At 64.7% G+C, this 15,799-nt stretch carries 22 protein-coding genes; 11 read left to right on the top strand and 11 right to left on the bottom strand.

The genetic code is table 11. The annotated features are described in order from the left end of the window. Positions 1-5 precede the first annotated feature (5 nt). Positions 6-257, bottom strand: a complete 252-nt coding sequence (locus tag G8O24_RS01885; RefSeq protein WP_188095939.1) for a hypothetical protein — start codon at positions 255-257, stop codon at positions 6-8. 101 nt (positions 258-358) lie between these two features. Continuing rightward, entirely contained in the window at positions 359-751 is a 393-nt protein-coding gene (locus G8O24_RS01880) for a hypothetical protein (protein WP_188095937.1), read from the bottom strand. A 140-nt stretch (positions 752-891) separates the two neighbouring features. On the opposite strand from G8O24_RS01880, the gene G8O24_RS01875 reads away from it, so the two are divergent. Beyond that, the gene (locus tag G8O24_RS01875; protein ID WP_188095935.1) at positions 892-1,692 is read left to right on the top strand and encodes an SDR family NAD(P)-dependent oxidoreductase; all 801 of its coding nucleotides are present in this window, start codon (positions 892-894) and stop codon (positions 1,690-1,692) included. Here G8O24_RS01875 and G8O24_RS01870 read toward each other — a convergent pair. Then, the gene (locus tag G8O24_RS01870) at positions 1,689-1,919 is read right to left on the bottom strand and encodes a DUF6894 family protein (RefSeq protein ID WP_188095934.1); all 231 of its coding nucleotides are present in this window, start codon (positions 1,917-1,919) and stop codon (positions 1,689-1,691) included. The two genes, G8O24_RS01875 and G8O24_RS01870, sit on opposite strands and share 4 nt — an antisense overlap. 366 nt (positions 1,920-2,285) lie before the next feature. Beyond that, positions 2,286-3,302 carry a hypothetical protein gene (locus tag G8O24_RS01865; protein ID WP_188095932.1) on the bottom strand — a complete coding sequence of 339 codons (1,017 nt, stop codon included), beginning with the start codon at positions 3,300-3,302 and terminating at the stop codon, positions 2,286-2,288. A 355-nt stretch (positions 3,303-3,657) separates the two neighbouring features. Between G8O24_RS01865 and G8O24_RS01860 the strand changes: the two genes are divergently transcribed. Together G8O24_RS01860 and G8O24_RS01855 are read left to right on the top strand one after the other, a co-directional pair. Continuing rightward, on the top strand, positions 3,658-4,254 hold the full coding sequence (locus G8O24_RS01860) for a L,D-transpeptidase (protein ID WP_188095930.1): 597 nt from the start codon (positions 3,658-3,660) through the stop codon (positions 4,252-4,254). Between the two features lie 147 nt (positions 4,255-4,401). Further along, the gene (locus tag G8O24_RS01855) at positions 4,402-4,623 is read left to right on the top strand and encodes a hypothetical protein (protein ID WP_188095928.1); all 222 of its coding nucleotides are present in this window, start codon (positions 4,402-4,404) and stop codon (positions 4,621-4,623) included. Here G8O24_RS01855 and G8O24_RS01850 read toward each other — a convergent pair. Continuing rightward, on the bottom strand, positions 4,620-5,054 hold the full coding sequence (locus G8O24_RS01850; RefSeq protein WP_188095926.1) for a COG4315 family predicted lipoprotein: 435 nt from the start codon (positions 5,052-5,054) through the stop codon (positions 4,620-4,622). The genes G8O24_RS01855 and G8O24_RS01850 overlap by 4 nt on opposite strands. Before the next feature lie 110 nt (positions 5,055-5,164). Beyond that, the gene (locus G8O24_RS01845) at positions 5,165-5,638 is read right to left on the bottom strand and encodes a MarR family winged helix-turn-helix transcriptional regulator (protein ID WP_188095924.1); all 474 of its coding nucleotides are present in this window, start codon (positions 5,636-5,638) and stop codon (positions 5,165-5,167) included. 102 nt (positions 5,639-5,740) lie between these two features. On the opposite strand from G8O24_RS01845, the gene G8O24_RS01840 reads away from it, so the two are divergent. The 3 genes from G8O24_RS01840 to G8O24_RS01830 all read left to right on the top strand — a co-directional run bounded on the left by G8O24_RS01840 (position 5,741) and on the right by G8O24_RS01830 (position 9,228). Then, positions 5,741-7,663 (top strand): FAD-binding monooxygenase, encoded by a 1,923-nt coding sequence (locus G8O24_RS01840; RefSeq protein WP_188095922.1) that lies wholly within the window; start codon positions 5,741-5,743, stop codon positions 7,661-7,663. Between the two features lie 140 nt (positions 7,664-7,803). Beyond that, the gene (locus G8O24_RS01835; protein ID WP_188095920.1) at positions 7,804-8,781 is read left to right on the top strand and encodes an SH3 domain-containing protein; all 978 of its coding nucleotides are present in this window, start codon (positions 7,804-7,806) and stop codon (positions 8,779-8,781) included. 168 nt (positions 8,782-8,949) lie between these two features. Next, complete coding sequence (locus tag G8O24_RS01830; RefSeq protein WP_188095918.1) at positions 8,950-9,228, top strand: hypothetical protein; 279 nt, start codon at positions 8,950-8,952, stop codon at positions 9,226-9,228. 15 nt (positions 9,229-9,243) lie between these two features. Here G8O24_RS01830 and G8O24_RS01825 read toward each other — a convergent pair whose 3' ends face one another. After that, positions 9,244-9,507 (bottom strand): DUF3551 domain-containing protein, encoded by a 264-nt coding sequence (locus G8O24_RS01825; protein ID WP_188095916.1) that lies wholly within the window; start codon positions 9,505-9,507, stop codon positions 9,244-9,246. A 146-nt stretch (positions 9,508-9,653) separates the two neighbouring features. On the opposite strand from G8O24_RS01825, the gene G8O24_RS01820 reads away from it, so the two are divergent. After that, positions 9,654-9,833, top strand: a complete 180-nt coding sequence (locus G8O24_RS01820; RefSeq protein ID WP_188096184.1) for a hypothetical protein — start codon at positions 9,654-9,656, stop codon at positions 9,831-9,833. Between the two features lie 70 nt (positions 9,834-9,903). Then, on the top strand, positions 9,904-10,230 hold the full coding sequence (locus tag G8O24_RS01815) for a hypothetical protein (protein ID WP_376708110.1): 327 nt from the start codon (positions 9,904-9,906) through the stop codon (positions 10,228-10,230). A gap of 7 nt (positions 10,231-10,237) precedes the next feature. Here G8O24_RS01815 and G8O24_RS01810 read toward each other — a convergent pair whose 3' ends face one another. The 3 genes from G8O24_RS01810 to G8O24_RS01800 all read right to left on the bottom strand — a co-directional run bounded on the left by G8O24_RS01810 (position 10,238) and on the right by G8O24_RS01800 (position 12,022). After that, positions 10,238-10,807 carry a TetR family transcriptional regulator gene (locus G8O24_RS01810; RefSeq protein ID WP_188095914.1) on the bottom strand — a complete coding sequence of 190 codons (570 nt, stop codon included), beginning with the start codon at positions 10,805-10,807 and terminating at the stop codon, positions 10,238-10,240. Next, positions 10,807-11,151, bottom strand: coding sequence for a DMT family transporter (locus G8O24_RS01805; protein WP_188095913.1), 345 nt, complete (start codon positions 11,149-11,151; stop codon positions 10,807-10,809). Before G8O24_RS01805 ends, G8O24_RS01810 begins: the two co-directional genes overlap by 1 nt. Positions 11,152-11,356: 205 nt before the next feature. After that, positions 11,357-12,022: an O-methyltransferase gene (locus G8O24_RS01800; RefSeq protein ID WP_188095911.1), complete on the bottom strand. Its 666-nt coding sequence runs from the start codon at positions 12,020-12,022 to the stop codon at positions 11,357-11,359. Positions 12,023-12,119: 97 nt separating this feature from the next. On the opposite strand from G8O24_RS01800, the gene G8O24_RS01795 reads away from it, so the two are divergent. The 3 genes from G8O24_RS01795 to pdxY all read left to right on the top strand — a co-directional run bounded on the left by G8O24_RS01795 (position 12,120) and on the right by pdxY (position 14,368). Further along, positions 12,120-12,752 carry a TetR/AcrR family transcriptional regulator gene (locus G8O24_RS01795; protein ID WP_188095909.1) on the top strand — a complete coding sequence of 211 codons (633 nt, stop codon included), beginning with the start codon at positions 12,120-12,122 and terminating at the stop codon, positions 12,750-12,752. Between the two features lie 102 nt (positions 12,753-12,854). Beyond that, positions 12,855-13,496 (top strand): FMN-binding negative transcriptional regulator, encoded by a 642-nt coding sequence (locus G8O24_RS01790; RefSeq protein ID WP_188095907.1) that lies wholly within the window; start codon positions 12,855-12,857, stop codon positions 13,494-13,496. A gap of 47 nt (positions 13,497-13,543) precedes the next feature. After that, the gene (gene pdxY, locus G8O24_RS01785; protein ID WP_188095905.1) at positions 13,544-14,368 is read left to right on the top strand and encodes a pyridoxal kinase; all 825 of its coding nucleotides are present in this window, start codon (positions 13,544-13,546) and stop codon (positions 14,366-14,368) included. Positions 14,369-14,463: 95 nt separating this feature from the next. On the opposite strand, the gene G8O24_RS01780 is transcribed toward pdxY, so the two are convergent. Next, positions 14,464-15,798, bottom strand: coding sequence for a M15 family metallopeptidase domain-containing protein (locus G8O24_RS01780; protein ID WP_188095903.1), 1,335 nt, complete (start codon positions 15,796-15,798; stop codon positions 14,464-14,466). Between the last annotated feature and the right edge of the window lies 1 nt (position 15,799).

The following is a 15,799-nucleotide window of genomic DNA, read 5'->3' as shown; positions in this document are numbered from 1 at the left end:
ACAATCTAGCGCTCCTCGTGATCGGCTCCCTGGGTGGAAGCCCGGCGCTGCGTCTGCGGCTGTGCACGCTCTCCGGTTTCCTTGCAGGGCAGCGGCTCCCACGAGCCGTCTGGGCCCTGCTGATAGGCGCTGCAGGATGACGGCGAGGTCGATTTGTCATCGCTCCTCTGAGTGTCGTTGTTCCTCGCCATGGCCGGGGCGGTCAGCGCAGCGCTGATCGCGAGAGCACCGGCGAAAATGAGATGGGCATTCCGCATGGGGTTCTCCTTTCAAGGAGGCCGCATGCTGGCGATGATTGTGACGATTATTTGCCGCCGCGCGGGTTCCGGCGGGGCAGGCTTAACATCTGGAAAACGCTCTAGCCGCCCTTGCTGCGGATCAGGCCGGCGAGGCTGGTCTTCTGCTTCTCGCACCAATTGCTCATGCCGAGCCGGCGCTGGTCGAGATCGGTCATCTGGGTTGCGACCGCAACCTCCGCCATGATGTCGTCGGCCTGCTTCTCGCCCATCTTGCCGCCGGTGTGCATCCAGGCAATGGCCTTGCGCACCTGCTCGGTGGTGCCGTCGGGAAGCTGCATCTGCTGCGCCCTTTGCACCAGATCCTGATAGACGACGTCAGTGCCGGGACATTCGACCTTGGCGGCAAAGGCCTGCAAGACCATCGTCACATAGGTCGAACGGGTATGGTCGTCGGCCGCCTGGGCGGGAGCTGCGATCAGCAACAGGCCTGCCATCAGGAAGGGATAGCGCATCCTTGGGTCCTCCTCGTTTTCTGGGGAGGCTAACGTCCGGCGCGCCGCTCCGCAATGGTCGCCGGGGGCGATTGTCGCCCCTTCGTGCGGTGCGTTAGATTGAGGCGTCCTAGTCCCCGTGCCCGGCCCAGGAGAGCGACATGAGCCTGTTCAGCGCGCCGTTCGATTCCGAACGCGACAGGGCGCTCGTCACCGGTGCCGGCAACGGCATCGGCCGCGCCATCGCGCTGGGCCTGGTCGGCGAGGGCGTACCGACGCTGTTCGCCGATGTGAGCGCGGAGCGGGTGAGGGCTGCCATCGGCGCGAGCAAGCGGCCGGATCTGGCGTTGCCCTGGGTCGGCGATCTCGCCAGCTTGCACGCCTGCGACGAACTGCTCGCGGCCGCCGATGCCGCGCTGGGCGAGGTGACGCATTTCGTGCACAGCGCATCTCCGCCACGGCGCGAGGCCGATCACGCGCTCGCGGTCGATCGCAAGACCTGGCAGGAGATGCATGCCGTCAATCTCGACGCCGGCTTTCATCTGGCGCGTGATCTCGCAAAGCGGCTGATCGCGGCGAAACGGTCAGGCTCATTCCTGTTTCTCACGTCACTGCATGCAGGCACGCCACGCAATCTGCCGCATTATTCCACGGCGAAGGCGGCACTGGCGATGCTGGTGAAAGAGCTCGCCAAGACGTTTGGCCGTCACGGTATCCGCGTCAACGCGCTGGTGCCCGGTGCGATCGCAGCCGGCGGATTTGTCGCGGACGCCTCGCTGGCGCGGCACATTCCGCTCGGGCGTCTCGGCGAGGCCAGCGACCTCGTGCCTGTCGCGCTCACCGTGCTGTCGAACAAGCTTTCCGGCTACGTCACCGGCGCAAGCTTCACCGTCGACGGCGGTTTGTCGCTGACGAACTGGTTCGAAGCGCCTGACTTGGAAGCGCCTGACTTGAACGACTAGCGCTGCCAGGCCGGCACGGGATCGAGCGGCGTGCGATAGACCTCGTTGTGATCGCGATCGGTCACGCGCACCGCGCAACCCTTGCGCTGCAACTCAGGCTTCACCTGTGACAGCTCGCTGGCCAGTTGAACGGCGCGATCGGAAGCCACCTCGATATCTTCGAGAATGATTCCGCCCTGGTTTTTGAACTCTTCACCGTCAACGAGATCGAAGGAGTAGTAAGGCATCCGAATTCCCCGGTGTGACGACCCAAAGTCTCGAACGAAGCCTTCAACGGAAGTCTTCAAAACATGCTGGATCGTACCACTGAGTCGATATCTATCGAATGAACGGAGCGCGCAATCTCTGTGCTTATGGCGCAGAAATGATGTGCAACGTTCAAGGGCTTTAAGATTTTATTAAACGTGTCGGCCTGATCATAAGGCATGGAATTGCAGCAGAACCGGGCTCCGGGAACCGGCAGCTGCAAGAGAAGGCCGGCGGCATAAATCCCGACGGCCTTTTCTCTTGGCACCCAGCGGCGCACCACCGTAGTTGCACGGACTCAACGCATTGCGTCGAGTCGGACAGCTTGCGTCGTGGTTTGATGCAAACTAGTGCACCGGCATCGGCGGGCGCACGACGGGCCCGTCATCATCGGCAACGGTTTGCGTCGATGCAACCGGTGGCGCCGCTGGCGGCGGGACCGCGGCGGCCTGCGACGGCGGTGGCGGAGGTGCGAGCGGTGGCGGCGAGTAAGCCGGCATGTAGGTGCGCGACACCACAGGTTTCGGTTTGCGCGTCTGTGGCGGCAGCGGCGCCGCAGGGCGCGGTGGCAGCGCGGACACGTGCGCGGACGGATTGACCGGCGGTCGCGCCTCAGCCACTGGCTTTTGCGCCGGCGGCTTCGCCATCTCGCGGACCATCTGCTCCTGGCCGGCCTTCAACTCGGCGATGCTGGCCTTGAGCTGTTCGATCTGCTGCGCCATCGCGGCGATGTCGCGCGTCATCGAGTCCGCCGATGCGGCGGCATCGGCTTGCGCCGGGGCAGGGGCGGTAGCAACAGGTGGTGCGGGCGGAGGCGCTGTCTGATCGGCGGCCTGATCTGGCGCGGCCGACGGAGCGGCCTGCGCGGCTGCGACCGGTGCGGTCTGCGATGTCGAGGGCAGCAACGACGCCAGGGCCGGTGTCCATTGTGCAAGCATCTGCGTTGCCGTGTCGCCGTGCTTCTCCCAGGCGATCGTCGCGGCGGCGCTGCCACCCGCGAACAGGAACGTGACGAACGCGCCGCGCAGCCACTTGCCGGCGGCCGATCGCTTTGGCCTGATGTGATCGTCACTTGCGGTCACGCGCACAGCGGTGTCGACGGAAGGCGCAGCGGCTTGAGGCGCAGCTGCTTGCGGCTCCGATGCAGGGCTGAACTTCGGCTCAATCGTCGCTTTGGGCTCTGGCGCGAATTTCGGCTCGGGCCGGATCGTGAATTCCGGTGCAAGTGTTGGCGCCTCGCCGCCCGCGCGCGACGCCCTGATCACGTCGGGCGAGATCTGGATCGCGTCATGCGGATCGTTGTCCTTGACCGTGTCCTTCACGATCTCATCGACGATTTGCCGACTGTTCAGCGTTGCGAGCATCGCAGCTCCTTTGAAGCGTTGGTGGTCCGCATTGGCGCGAGCCGATCGGTTGAATGACTCCATCCAAGCCTGATCAGATTGCAAGCCTGATCAGAGTGGCCGATGGCGCACGAGTCCAGCCGGGTTTGACCAAAGCAAGGCGAGGCGATGGAGAGACTGCGACGGTCTTCCGCCCGATGTGGTGATGGAACCCGGCCGGCCAAACACGGGCACGTGTTCCGTACTGCCTTGTTTTGAGCACGATTTGGGCAGCATGTCGCAGCGCTGGGGGCGCTGCTATCCGCATCGGGGGCCGGCGGTGCCAAGAATCTCAATTGCTGCTTTCGTTGTCGCCTTGCTGCCGCTCGGGGGCTGCATGCAGGCGACCCTGTCGCCGTCGACCGACGCGAGCATGACGCCGCGCGACCGGCAGTTGCTGGCGCATACGCCTTACGCGCAGGCCAGCATACCCGAGCAATATCTCCGCCACATCGTCGACTATCCGCGCAAGGAGCAGCCGGGCACGATCCTGGTCGATACCGATGCGCGCTACCTCTATTACGTCCTGCCCGACGGCAAGGCGATCCGCTACGGCGTCGCGGTCGGCGAGGAGGCGATGGCCTTCTCCGGCGTTGCGCGCGTCGGACGTCTTGCGGAATGGCCGGACTGGGTGCCGACGGCGGAAATCCAGGCGCGGCTCGGGCCATATCCGGCGCGCGTGGCCGGCGGTCCCGCCAATCCGCTGGGCGCACGCGGCATCTATCTCTATGTGGGCAACAAGGACACGCTCTACCGCATCCACGGCACCAACCAGCCGGAATATATCGGGCAGGCGATCTCGTCGGGCTGCATCCGGATGCGCAACGAGGACGTGATCGATCTGTTCGATCGGGTGAAGCTCAATGCCACCGTCGTGGTGCTGCCGCCGGGACAAAGCGCGCAGGTCGAGACCGGGCCGAGCTGGCACGGGTGAGGCAACGGACCTGACCTGTCATATCGGCTGCATCACCGAAGCTTGAACGATGCAACGAGAGCCAGCCCGCCGCAAAGGTGAACTGCTTCACAGCCGCTCCGCGCCGGCCGCGCTATGTCTCAATGGCTCGTTGCCATTGGAGGCATCATGCAAAATTTCATTGATGATTTGAACGAGAACGACCGTCGCATTGTGCGCAAATGGCGTTGGGCCACGGTCGGTTTCTACGGATCAATTTTGGCCGGCCTCGTCCTATACGCCGCGCTGAACTGGAATCCGCAGGTGAATTACGCCGCGGTCGATGCCGCGGCCCACGCCAAGCTTGCGGGCGCACCAAGCGGTGACGCACGCGCGCCGTTCGCGCCCTAATTTTCAGGGCGTGCGATGCGCCATTGCAGCGTCGTGGCGTTGCCGTTGGCATCGCCCGGCGCCTTGTCGGCCGGCGAGGTGTAGAGCGGGCGATAGCGGTACGCCCACATCTTGCTGCCGTCGTCGCGGTCGATCACGGTGAAGTCGCCGACCGCCTTGGCTTCGGCTGTTGCGGCGAGCGGCACCCAGTTCTGGGTGCATTTGTCGTTGCAGGTCGACGTCTTGCCCGTGGTGTCCCGCTCGTAGTAGTAGAGCGTCATTCCCTTGAGATCGACGAGCTTGGGGCCCTGCTTGGTCAGGACCACCTTTGCGGGCGCGGTCGTCGCCTCTGGCTTCGGCGGAGGAGGGGCTTCGCCGCCGCCATGTCCGTTCGCGAGCGCATGGCCGGCGGACAGTGCGATGACTGCTGTCGCAATGAGAAACCTGAACATCGAAGCTCCGAACACACAAAGTTAATCGCGCGTTAAGCGCCAAATTGGAGCGAAGATAGCAGCCGAAGGTTAGTTCCAGGTTTCGCAGACCTGCGACAAATACGGACAAACTACCGATCCTGAGCCTGCGCATCGCGCATGGGGGCCCGGCTGAGCTCGTTGCCCGCGGCAATGGCCTTGCGCAGCAGCCGCATCAGCTCCTCACCTTCCTTGGAACTGAGTCCGCGCAGCATGATCGCTTGCGCGGATTCGACGGCCGGCGTGATCTTGCGCAGCGTGCGGCTGCCTTCGTCGGTGATCACGAGCTCGCGCGCACGGCGGTCGCGGCGAGAGGCGCGGCGCTCCGCGAGGCCCTTCTGCACCAGCCGATCGACAACACCTGTGATGGTGGTGCGGTCATAGGCGATCAATCCCGCGAGGGTGATCTGGTCCAGTCCGGGATTGGCTTTGATGGTCGCAAGCGCTGCGTATTGGACCGGCGTGAGGTCAAAGCCGGCTTCGCCAACCTCGGCCAGAAACACGGCGACCGCGATCTGCTGGAATCGGCGCGCCAGATGACCGGGCATGTCGTTGTTGTCCTTCACCGAATTCTCCTTGACGCGAGCGCGGCGGCAATGATTGACAAGTATACTGATGATCAGCATACTGATCAATATCAAGCAAGACATCAGCGGGAGAGGTGCTTCATGCAATTCCATCTCAATGGATTCCAGCCAGGCGACCCCGAGATCGCCGATCCCGCCGAGCGCGTTCCGGCCCCGGGCGCTGCGGGCGCCGTGCCTGACGAGGTCGATGTCCTCATCGTCGGCTGCGGACCAGCCGGTCTGACGCTGGCCGCCCAACTTGCGCAATTCGCCGACATCAAGACCTGCATCATCGAACAGAAGCCGGGCCGGCTCACGGTCGGCCAGGCCGACGGCATCGCCTGCCGGACCATGGAGATGTTCCACGCCTTCGGCTTCAGCGAGCGGGTGTTGAAGGAAGCCTATTGGGTCAATGAGACGACGTTCTGGAAACCGGATGAGCGAGCGCCCGAGAAGATCGTGCGCAGCGGCCGGGTGCAGGACGTCGAGGACGGGCTGTCGGAATTCCCGCACGTCATCCTGAACCAGGCCCGCATCCATGACGGCTTTCTTGACGTCATGCGCAAATCGCCGGCCAAGCTCGAGCCTTACTACGGACGGCGTCTCGTCGACCTCCAGGTCGATACGGCCGCGGGTGCCACCGATCACGCCGTCACCGTGCGCCTCGAACGCGTCGACGGCGCTGATGAGGGCAAGGTCGAGACCATCAAGGCGCGCTATGTCGTCGGCTGCGACGGCGCGCGCAGCACCGTGCGCAAATCGATCGGCCGCGATCTGCACGGCGATTCCGCCAATCACGCCTGGGGCGTGATGGACGTGCTGGCGGTGACCGATTTCCCGGACATTCGCTTCAAGAGCCTGATCCAGTCGGCCAGGGACGGCAGCCTTCTCATCATTCCGCGCGAAGGCGGCTACATGGTCCGCATCTATGTCGAGTTGGCCAAGCTCGACGTCGGCGAGCGCGTCGCCAACCGCAACATCACGGCCGAGGACGTGATTGCGAAGGCGCAGCGGATCCTGAAGCCGCATACGCTCGAGGTGAAGGAGATCGCGTGGTGGTCGGTCTACGAGATCGGCCAGCGCCTGACCGACAAGTTTGACGACGTGCCGGGAGCCGAGGCCACGATGCGTTCGCCCCGCGTCTTCATCGCCGGCGATGCCTGCCACACCCATAGCCCGAAGGCGGGCCAGGGCATGAACGTCTCGATGCAGGACGCCTTCAATCTCGGCTGGAAGCTCGCGGCCGTGCTGCGGAAGCAGTGCGCGCCGAGCCTGCTGCATTCCTATTCGGCCGAGCGGCAGGCGGTGGCCAAGGAGCTGATCGATTTCGATCGCGAGTGGGCGGGGATTCTCGCTTCCGCGGCGAAGGCAGGCGGCGCCGACGCGGCAAAGACGCAGGACTATTTCGTCAGGCACGGCCGCTACACGGCGGGCACGGCGACGCATTACACGCCGTCGATCCTCACAGGCGCAGCCTCGCATCAACATCTCGCGCAAGGCCTCGTCATCGGCAAGCGCTTCCATTCCGCCCCCGTCATCCGGCTTGGAGACGCCAAGCCGGTGCATCTTGGTCACGCGGCGCAAGCCGACGGGCGCTTCCGGATCTATGCGTTTGCTCCGGCCGAGAATCCCGCGGCGCCAAACTCGGCCATTCGTGCCTTGTGCAATTTCCTCGCCGAGTCCCGGCAATCGCCGGTCCGGCGGTATACGCCGGAGGGCGTCGACATCGACGGCGTGATCGATCTGCGGGCCGTGTTTCAGCAGGATCATCGCGAACTCGCGATCGAGGACATGCCGCCGATGTTGCTCCCGCGCAAAGGTCGTTACGGCTTGCGCGACTATGAGAAGATGTTCTGCCCGGACCTCAAGGGCGGCCACGACGTTTTCACGATGCGCGGCATCGATCGGAAGTCCGGCTGCATGGTCGTGGTGCGCCCGGATCAGTACGTTGCGCAGGTGCTGCCGCTCGATGATTTTGCTGCGCTCGCAGCATATTTCGACGGCTTCATGTTGCAGCAGACCTGACGCGCGCTTCGCCGATGAATGGCGGATGAATATCGAACTCCGCGTAAGGTGTGCATCTCAATCTTTTGGCTGATGCGACGTCCGCGCGCGGAACGCTTTATTCCGCTCGTGCGTTCCGCCCCTCAGAGGAGGAATTCGCCATGAGACTGAGAACCGCTTTACTTGCCGCATTGCTGCTCGTCCCGTCAGCTGCACTGGCCGCGCCAGGAATCGTCACCGTCTCGACCGGTCTGCGTGCCGGTCCGGGTGCGGGATTTCCGCTGGTCGACCGCATCCCCGAGGGTGCCCGCGTCAACATCCATGGCTGCCTGCGCGGCAATGCCTGGTGTGACGTGAGCTTCTCCGACGATCGCGGCTGGGTGTCGTCGGAATATCTCGAATATCTCTATCGCAATCACTACGTCTATCTCCCTGACTACGTCGACGAGATTGACGTGCCCGTCGTTCCCTTCGTGCTGAGCTCATACTGGTCGAGCTACTATGAGGGGCGCCCCTGGTATCGCCGCCACGCCTATTGGAATAATTATTGGAGCTCGCACGAGCGCTTCGCAACGAGGCTGACGATCGATCCGCGCGCCGCTCGCGTCGGCCGCGCAGCCACGCATGACGCAGCAGTGGCCCTGGAACGCGAAGGCATCCATGGCAAGGGCAATGTCAACGCCGCCGCCGCGATCTCCGGACGTGAGGCTGCGACGGCACGCCGCGATGCCGCCATGACGAAGCGCGACTCTGCAGTGGCGGCCGACCGCACAGGCGCGATGCGAGGCGAGCGTATCGCGCATGAACGGACCGCCTTGCAGGGGCGCAATCCCCGCGATGCGCAGGCGCGCATGCTGCATGAGCCGGCAGCGGCCCGCGCTGCCGCGCGCGCGCAATCGATGGCGCGGCCGCATGAGGCGCCGCGCGTATCGGCTGCGCCTGCGGCCCGGCCGGCGACGCCGCATATGACTCAGCCGAACGTCAGCCATGGTGCGCCGATGAATGCCCATGCGCAGATGCCGGCGCCGCGTGCAGCTGCGCCTGCACCTGCGATGGCGCATCCGGGTGGTGGCGGTGCTCCGCATGTCAATGCCGCTCCGCACGGTGGTGCACCCGGCGGCCCCCAGAAGTCGCATTAGCATTCCTGAAAAGCCCGGCCTCCGCGCCGGGCTTTTTGTTTGGGCGAACCCGGGTTCCGTGCGCGTACAATTTAAAAAGGTTCTGCGCGAGCAGATTTCATCGATCGTAAGATGTCTACTCAAAGCTGTAAGCATCCACTCGGGGCAGCGGGGCTACGGGAGGACGAGATGAGACAGAGCCAGGCGGAGTCGCGTCGCCAAAATGTCGCGAAGAAGTCGATGACCAAAGAGGCCAAGCAACTGGCCGGCCTGATCGCCGGTTTGCGCAAATCCCTCGAAGGTATCCACAAGGAGCGGACGAGCACCAAGCTCTCCGGCGCCGAGATGGGCCTGCTGGACGAACGCCGCAACAATCTGTTGCTCACCATCGCGGCCCTGGACGATCGGTTGTCGGCCGTGCAGGGCTTGATAGACCTCGGTCGGCCGCATGTGATCCGCGTCCACTAAAGCGGATTCCGGACGCTATCGGTTCCGTCGCGGCGGCGATGGGCCGTAGCCCGGCGGGCGGCTCTGCACCGCATAAGGGTTGGCATAGCACCGGGCCGCCTGTCCGGAGGCCGTTGCGGCGCATTGCGGCGTCGACGTGAAGCCGCAGTCTATCGTGCTGCCGTCGACGGTGTAGACCTCGATGCAGACCGGATAGCGCGGATCATAAGTCTGCCCGGCGGCAGGCATGACGGCCAACAAGCTCCCGGCAAGCAGAATCGCATCCTGGATGTAGCGCATGATCGAACCCCGTCGCTCGGCTGGAACCGGTGCCGGCGCGCAAGGCGGCTGCGGACGGCACCAAATTGCCACGCTCCCGGCGAATTGCCGCCAAAGCCCGCTGCCACGACGAGAAGGGGCGGCGGGGCAACGCAAGGGGATGCGCATTGGCCTACAAAATGGTCGCAGAACGCGACAATGAGAAGTACAGTTTTGCCCGCGAGAGCCGGTTGCTGATCGTGGCGAAGGCGAAGGTTTGGGCGAGCGAAGGATGGCGGGTGGTCATCACCGATCAGGACGGGAAGGCCTACGCGCCGCCGGAGTTTGATCGGTTGCTGGCGGCGTGATCGCAGGATGGGCTAGGGGACGACATTGAGATCGCACTTTCGACCGGGGCGCGAGGTTATCGCGCCTCTGGTGATTGTTGGCACCATTGCTGCGGCGCTGACGCTGCCGCCTGCCTCCGCGCAAAATCTCGACGCCGGCAAGTCGGCCGAGAAGCTTTTTGCCGACGGCTGTGCGACTTGCCACCGCAGCCCGCGCGGGCTCGCCAAGGGGCGCTACACCCTGACGCTGTCCTGGTTCCTCCAAGATCATTATTCGGCGGGCCCGGATACTGCGAAGGCGCTCGCAGCCTATCTGGTATCGGTCGACACGCCGCCTCCGGGCCCCGCGACGAAGCCCGGAGCCAAACAGGCGAAATCCAAACCGCGTCCGCCCAAGCCTGCTGTGCAGGGCCAATAGTGCCAGACTACCGGCGCCGATAGGTCTGTTCGATCAGGCGGTCGTGCACGGCGCGCAAATCAGCGTTCATGCGCGTCTGTCCCGTCGTGACGAAGGATAGCCAGGCGCCATCGGCGGCCAGACGCACGGTCTGGAACTCGGGCGCCGCATCCGTGGCGCGGTGACGTTTCAGGCGTGCCTTGATCCAATCGTTCCAGAGCTTGCGCAGCGATGGATCGGTGACGACCACCATGCTCAGAGCCGCCCACGGCGTGGCGAAGCCGAAGGCTTTGCCGATGAAGACCGCATTCACGTAAGCGCGGGTGAAACTTCCGCGCGGCTTTGGATCCGCCGCGATGGCCGCGTCAATCTCGGCATCGACACGGGCGAGCAGGTCGGCGAACAGGCCTTCGATGAGCGCCTGCTTGCTGCCGAAATGATGAAACAACCCGCCCTTGGTGACGCCGGCCGCCGCCGCCACGGCCTGCACCGTGACGCCGGAGACGCCATGATCCATGGCGATGTCCGCTGCGCAGTCGAGCAGGGCGCGTCGCACCTGCTCGGGCTGCTTGGCGCGCGTGTAGGCGCTCGCCGGCATCAATGCGCCGAGGTCTGCGAGAACAGGTTGATGACCAGAACGCCTGACACGATCAGTCCGATGCCGACGAAGGCCGCAGCGTCCAGCATCTGGCGGAACAGCACGAAAGATACGGTGGCCGTCAGGATGATGCCGACCCCGCCCCAGATCGCATAGGCAATGCTCAAGGGGATCGCCCGGATTGCGACCGACAGCGCATAGAACGAGGCGACGTAGAACAGCACCATCGCCAGCGTCGGCCACGGCCGCGTGAACTGCGCAGACTGCTGCAGAAAGGCGGACGCCGTCACCTCGAACACGATGGCGAGGGCAAGCGCTGAATACGAGGCGAAGGCGGGCGTCATAGGCTGCTCAGATGGGGTCGTAGAAAGATACCGCGCGGTAGGTATGTTTAGCAGGCGCAGCACGGCTTTTGTCGGGAAACAAATATCACGTGTGAGTGACGGGCCTGCGACAGAGTGGGAACCCATGACTCAGCGACCTCCCCGAAGCTGCCGTACGACGAAACGTACGGCGGCTCCAGGATGCCGCGATTGGTTCGATGCGCTCCTAGAAGATGCGCACCGAGAGTTCGACGTCCTCTGCGAAGGGGGTGGACATGTAGCCGCTACCGGGGCTGCGGACGCGTGCCAGATAGTCGGGGCTGTCATCGGCATTGTCGGCCACAATGATCGCGCCCGGCCTCAAATGGTCTTCGACCAGACCGAGGATGTCGGGATAGAGCGCCTTGGCGCCGTCGAGCAGCACCAGGTCGATCTGATCGGGCAGATCGACGCTCAACGTCTTCAGCGCATCGCCTTCGCGGATTTCGACGAGATCGATCAGCCCGCCATCGCTGAGATTGTCCCGCGCACGCGCCGCCTTGGACGGCTCGAACTCGCTGGTGATGAGACGGCCGCCGCCATTGTCGCGCAAGGCTGCGGCCAGGTGCAAAGTCGAGATGCCGAACGAGGTGCCGAACTCGACGATCAACTTGGCGCGTGAGCTGCGCGCCAGCATATAGAGCAGGTGGCCGGTCTCGCGCGAGACTGCGAGCGGCGCATCCTTCAGCCGTCCGTAAAGGTCGCGGTAATCGGCCTTGCTCTGCATCATCCGTGCGCGGTCGGCTTCAGACACATCGGCGAAGGCGGCTCGCACCACGTTTCGGGCTGCTTCGTCCTGGTCGAACAGGTGATCCAGCAGCGGTGCGAGCGACGTGATGGTCGGGGTGGTCATTTCAGGTCTCCGGAATTCGTTGCAAAGCGTGTGCTTGCGTGCGAATTGGAATACGACTAATTCGTCGCATTTCCTATTCGCATTGCCCGGACGCATCATGGCCGATCGTCGAAGTCGTTCAGTTTCCTCACGAAAGCAGCCACAACAGGCGCGCTCCAACGAGCTCGTGGCGGCCATTCTAGATGCCGCTGTTCAGGTCCTGGCGAAGGAAGGCGCGCAGCGCTTCACCACCGCGCGGGTGGCGGAGCGAGCCGGGGTGAGCGTCGGATCGCTCTACCAATATTTTCCGAACAAGGCGGCGATCCTGTTTCGCCTGCAAAGCGACGAGTGGCGGAGCACGAGCGAGCTTCTCCGCGGCATTTTGGCGGACCGCTCGAAGCCGCCACCGGCGCGGCTGCGTGCGCTGGTCCATGCCTTCATTCGCTCCGAATGCGAGGAGGCGGCGATCCGCGGAGCGCTCAGCGATGCCGCGCCGCTCTATCGCGACGCGCCCGAGGCGCGGGAGGCGCGAGCAGCCGGCAAGGGCATCGTGGCGGTCTTCATGCGCGAGGCGCTGCCGGAAGCTCCGGAGGCGACGCGCGTGCTCGCCGGGGAGTTGATCAAGACGACGCTCTCCGAAGTCGGCAAGCGCTTTTCGGAGACGCCGCGGAGCGAGGCGGAGATCTTGCGTCATGCCGGCGGGCTGGCCGATATGTTTTGCGCCTATCTCGATGAGCTGGCACGACGCTGATGTCATTGCTGGCATCTAAGTTTGCGGTTCGATATCGTTTCGGTGTCCGTGGGATCATGGGTTAGGCTGCCACGGTCCTACCTCCGGCTCGAGTGCTGCGCCATGCATATCCTTCGACCTCAGTTCCGCATCGAGGAGCAGCGCGCGCTGGAATTTGCCGGTCGGCGCGGCTTCGGCGTGATCGTGGCGGCCGATGCAACAGGTCCGCGCGCTTCGCACGTCCCGTTCGTGCTGGCCGAACGCGACGGGCGCCGGATCGTGCAGATCCATTTCACCGCCAGAAACCCGCTGGTCGAACTTGCCGACGGCGTCAGGCGCTTCCTGCTGATCGTTGCCGGCGACGATGCCTACATCTCCAATGACTGGTATGCGTCGCCCGACAATGTCTCGACCTGGCTCTATGAGGCGGTGCACCTGTCGGGCGTCGCGCATTTGCGCGGGCACGACGAGAACCGCGCCCACGGCGATGCGCTGCTCGCCGTGGCGGAGTCGCGGTTGCCCAAGCAGCCCTGGGATCTCGCGCAGATGGAGCCGGGCAAACGCGAGAGCATGCTGGCCGCGATCCGCGTCGTCGATCTCGTAGTTGATCAGGTCGAGGGGCAGGCCAAGCTCAATCAGCACAAGAGCGACGCCGACCATGTCGCAATCGTCGATCAATTGACGCATTCGGACGAGAGCGGGCACCGGAGGCTGGCGCGGGCGATGCGGGCCCTGCGGCCGGGGCTCGACTACGACATTTCGTGATCGGGCTGCGCTTGCGCCGCAACGCGATTGCTTTTACGGACCACTGCATGCTCGTCATCTCCATTCAAAGCCAGGTGGTCCACGGCCATGTCGGCAACAGCGCGGCGGTCCACGCCATGCAGGCCGAGGGCGTCAGCGTGGCCGCGGTGCCGACGACGCTGCTGTCCAATCATCCGCGCTACCCGACCTTGCGTGGGCGGGTGATCGATGCCGAGCTGCTCGCCGACCTATTGAAGGGCGTCGAGGAGCGGGGTCTCGTCGACGAGGCGGCCGTGCTCGTCACCGGCTATCTCGGTTCGCCCGACAATGCCGTCGTCGTCGCCGATTTCGTCGAGCGTGCGCTGTCGCGCAATTCGAAGCTCGTCTATCTCTGCGATCCCGTCATCGGCGACGACGGCCGCGTCTATGTCGCGGACGGCATTCTGGACGTCGTGCGGCATCGGTTGTTACGCGCGGCGCACCTGATTACGCCGAACCAGTTCGAGCTCGCGCTGCTCTCCGGCGTCAAGATTGCCGACACGGATGGCCTGCGCGCCGCGGCGGCTGCGCTTGCAGGCCAGCACCGGATCGACGTTGTCGCAACCGGCTGCACGCTCACCGATACGCCGGCAGGGCAGGTGGAAACGATTTTGTACGCGGATGGGCAATTGTCGCGCTTTGCGACGCCGCTTCTGCCGATCCGCCCCTACGGCACCGGCGATCTCCTCACCGGTCTCATCGCGGCACACCTTGCCAAGGGGCGGGCGATCGAGGCAGCGGTGCGACTTGCGGTCGGGACCGTCTTTGCGGTGCTCGTTCGCACCCAGCAGGCAGGGTCGGCCGAGATGCGCCTCGTGCCGCTGCCGGCGTCAGGCGCGTCAGACAGCGGCTAAAGCATGATCCGGAAAAGTGCGAAGCGGTTTTCCGAAAGATCATGCTCAAACAAAAACTAAAGCGCGATGGCGATTTATCCTAATCTCATCGCGCTTTAGGTCGCTCGCTTCGCCGCGGATTGCGCGGACTTCTGCGGCTTTGCCTGGCTCTTTTGCTCGCGTGCGGCCTGGGCCTTCGGCGGCTTGGCGCTGGCGACAGCGCGTGCTTTCTTCGGCTTGGCGTTGGCGGCTTCCTTGCGATCCGTCGCGCCGCCGCGCTTCGAGATATATTCCTGCCCGTCGATCGGACCGACATGCGGCGGGTCGTGGCCGAGATAGGGCCGGCCGATGCCGAGGGCCTTGCCGTTGGCGTCGACCCACTTCCACAGCACTTCAGTCGAGGCCCAACGCTGCGCGCGGTTGTTGCCCTGGGTGCTGACGATGTCGGCGGCCATGCCGTGACCGTAGCCGCCGCGAAGACTGCCGCCATGATAGGAGCGGTTGGAGGCTGCCTTCAGCCCGCTCGCAATCTCCTGGCGGTAGTCGTCACGGAACGCGCTGGTGATTCCGGGCGAGAGACCGGCGGCTTCCGCCGCGAGCAGCATGCGAAACAGCTTCTGCTTGAAGCTCTTGTCCATGCCGCCGATGACGTAGTCCATCAGCGGCATATTGGCGTGCTCGGCTGCTTTCGGATCCTTCCAGGCAAAATCCTCGTCGACGAGCTTTGTGAAGCTGCGCATCACCGTGACCATCTTGCCCTTGCGCTTGATGGTGACGGCACGGCGGTCTTCGACCTTGATCGAGTCTTCCTTGGGCGTGCGCTGATAGAGCGCCCAGAGATAGCGGTCGATGCAGGCGTCCATGACGAAGCATTCGTCAAGCACGGCCACGGTGTCGGCGGGAGGCGATGCCTTGCTTTCGCCGACGGGCCCGCTCGCGATCGCGGCGGGCGACAGCGCGTCCTGCGGCACGACGTCGCCGGGATCGGCGGATGCGAGCTTGACGGTGGGTTCCGGGGCGGGCTCGGCCGCGGCTTCACTGGCGACGGGGACGGGTTGAGCGGCTTCGCTCGCGACGAGGGCGGGTTCGGGCGCCATCTGAGGCGCTGGAGCGGCAGGCGGCACCATGTCGGATGGATCGGCCGAGGCGAGCTTGAGCGCGGGGACTGGTGTCTCGGGCGGTGGTGCTTCGACCAGCGCGACGTCCGGCGCCGCAGCGGCGGCGGCCGCGATGTCGGCCGTCAGTGCGATGCCATCCTCAATCGTTGCCGCCCGCGGGATGTCGGCAAGCTCGAGGTGGGTGAGGTCTTTTGCACGGGAGATTGCGGCGGCGTTGGCGCCGCTGTTCTCGATCAAGGCCGGGGCATAGGCAGAGAGGGAGAGCGCCAGCCAGCCGACCATCACGGCCGAGGGGCATGAGACAGCTACAAGAAGAGACCGCCGATCATTCATG

The organism is Bradyrhizobium campsiandrae, assembly GCF_014529705.1.
In the GTDB taxonomy this organism is placed as follows: Bacteria; Pseudomonadota; Alphaproteobacteria; order Rhizobiales; family Xanthobacteraceae; genus Bradyrhizobium; species Bradyrhizobium campsiandrae.
This window is presented reverse-complemented; position numbering and strand designations above follow the sequence as displayed.

What these genes read in the sequence shown, in the direction of transcription:
- G8O24_RS01885 (WP_188095939.1), bottom strand. Translation starts at nt 257, where the DNA reads ATGCGGAATGCCCATCTCATTTTCGCCGGTGCTCTCGCGATCAGCGCT.
- G8O24_RS01880 (WP_188095937.1), bottom strand. Translation starts at nt 751, where the DNA reads ATGCGCTATCCCTTCCTGATGGCAGGCCTGTTGCTGATCGCAGCTCCC.
- G8O24_RS01875 (WP_188095935.1), top strand. Translation starts at nt 892, where the DNA reads ATGAGCCTGTTCAGCGCGCCGTTCGATTCCGAACGCGACAGGGCGCTC.
- G8O24_RS01870 (WP_188095934.1), bottom strand. Translation starts at nt 1,919, where the DNA reads ATGCCTTACTACTCCTTCGATCTCGTTGACGGTGAAGAGTTCAAAAAC.
- G8O24_RS01865 (WP_188095932.1), bottom strand. Translation starts at nt 3,302, where the DNA reads ATGCTCGCAACGCTGAACAGTCGGCAAATCGTCGATGAGATCGTGAAG.
- G8O24_RS01860 (WP_188095930.1), top strand. Translation starts at nt 3,658, where the DNA reads ATGCAGGCGACCCTGTCGCCGTCGACCGACGCGAGCATGACGCCGCGC.
- G8O24_RS01855 (WP_188095928.1), top strand. Translation starts at nt 4,402, where the DNA reads ATGCAAAATTTCATTGATGATTTGAACGAGAACGACCGTCGCATTGTG.
- G8O24_RS01850 (WP_188095926.1), bottom strand. Translation starts at nt 5,054, where the DNA reads ATGTTCAGGTTTCTCATTGCGACAGCAGTCATCGCACTGTCCGCCGGC.
- G8O24_RS01840 (WP_188095922.1), top strand. Translation starts at nt 5,741, where the DNA reads ATGCAATTCCATCTCAATGGATTCCAGCCAGGCGACCCCGAGATCGCC.
- G8O24_RS01835 (WP_188095920.1), top strand. Translation starts at nt 7,804, where the DNA reads ATGAGACTGAGAACCGCTTTACTTGCCGCATTGCTGCTCGTCCCGTCA.
- G8O24_RS01830 (WP_188095918.1), top strand. Translation starts at nt 8,950, where the DNA reads ATGAGACAGAGCCAGGCGGAGTCGCGTCGCCAAAATGTCGCGAAGAAG.
- G8O24_RS01825 (WP_188095916.1), bottom strand. Translation starts at nt 9,507, where the DNA reads ATGCGCTACATCCAGGATGCGATTCTGCTTGCCGGGAGCTTGTTGGCC.
- G8O24_RS01810 (WP_188095914.1), bottom strand. Translation starts at nt 10,807, where the DNA reads ATGCCGGCGAGCGCCTACACGCGCGCCAAGCAGCCCGAGCAGGTGCGA.
- G8O24_RS01805 (WP_188095913.1), bottom strand. Translation starts at nt 11,151, where the DNA reads ATGACGCCCGCCTTCGCCTCGTATTCAGCGCTTGCCCTCGCCATCGTG.
- G8O24_RS01800 (WP_188095911.1), bottom strand. Translation starts at nt 12,022, where the DNA reads ATGACCACCCCGACCATCACGTCGCTCGCACCGCTGCTGGATCACCTG.
- G8O24_RS01795 (WP_188095909.1), top strand. Translation starts at nt 12,120, where the DNA reads ATGGCCGATCGTCGAAGTCGTTCAGTTTCCTCACGAAAGCAGCCACAA.
- G8O24_RS01790 (WP_188095907.1), top strand. Translation starts at nt 12,855, where the DNA reads ATGCATATCCTTCGACCTCAGTTCCGCATCGAGGAGCAGCGCGCGCTG.
- pdxY (WP_188095905.1), top strand. Translation starts at nt 13,544, where the DNA reads ATGCTCGTCATCTCCATTCAAAGCCAGGTGGTCCACGGCCATGTCGGC.
- G8O24_RS01780 (WP_188095903.1), bottom strand. Translation starts at nt 15,798, where the DNA reads ATGAATGATCGGCGGTCTCTTCTTGTAGCTGTCTCATGCCCCTCGGCC.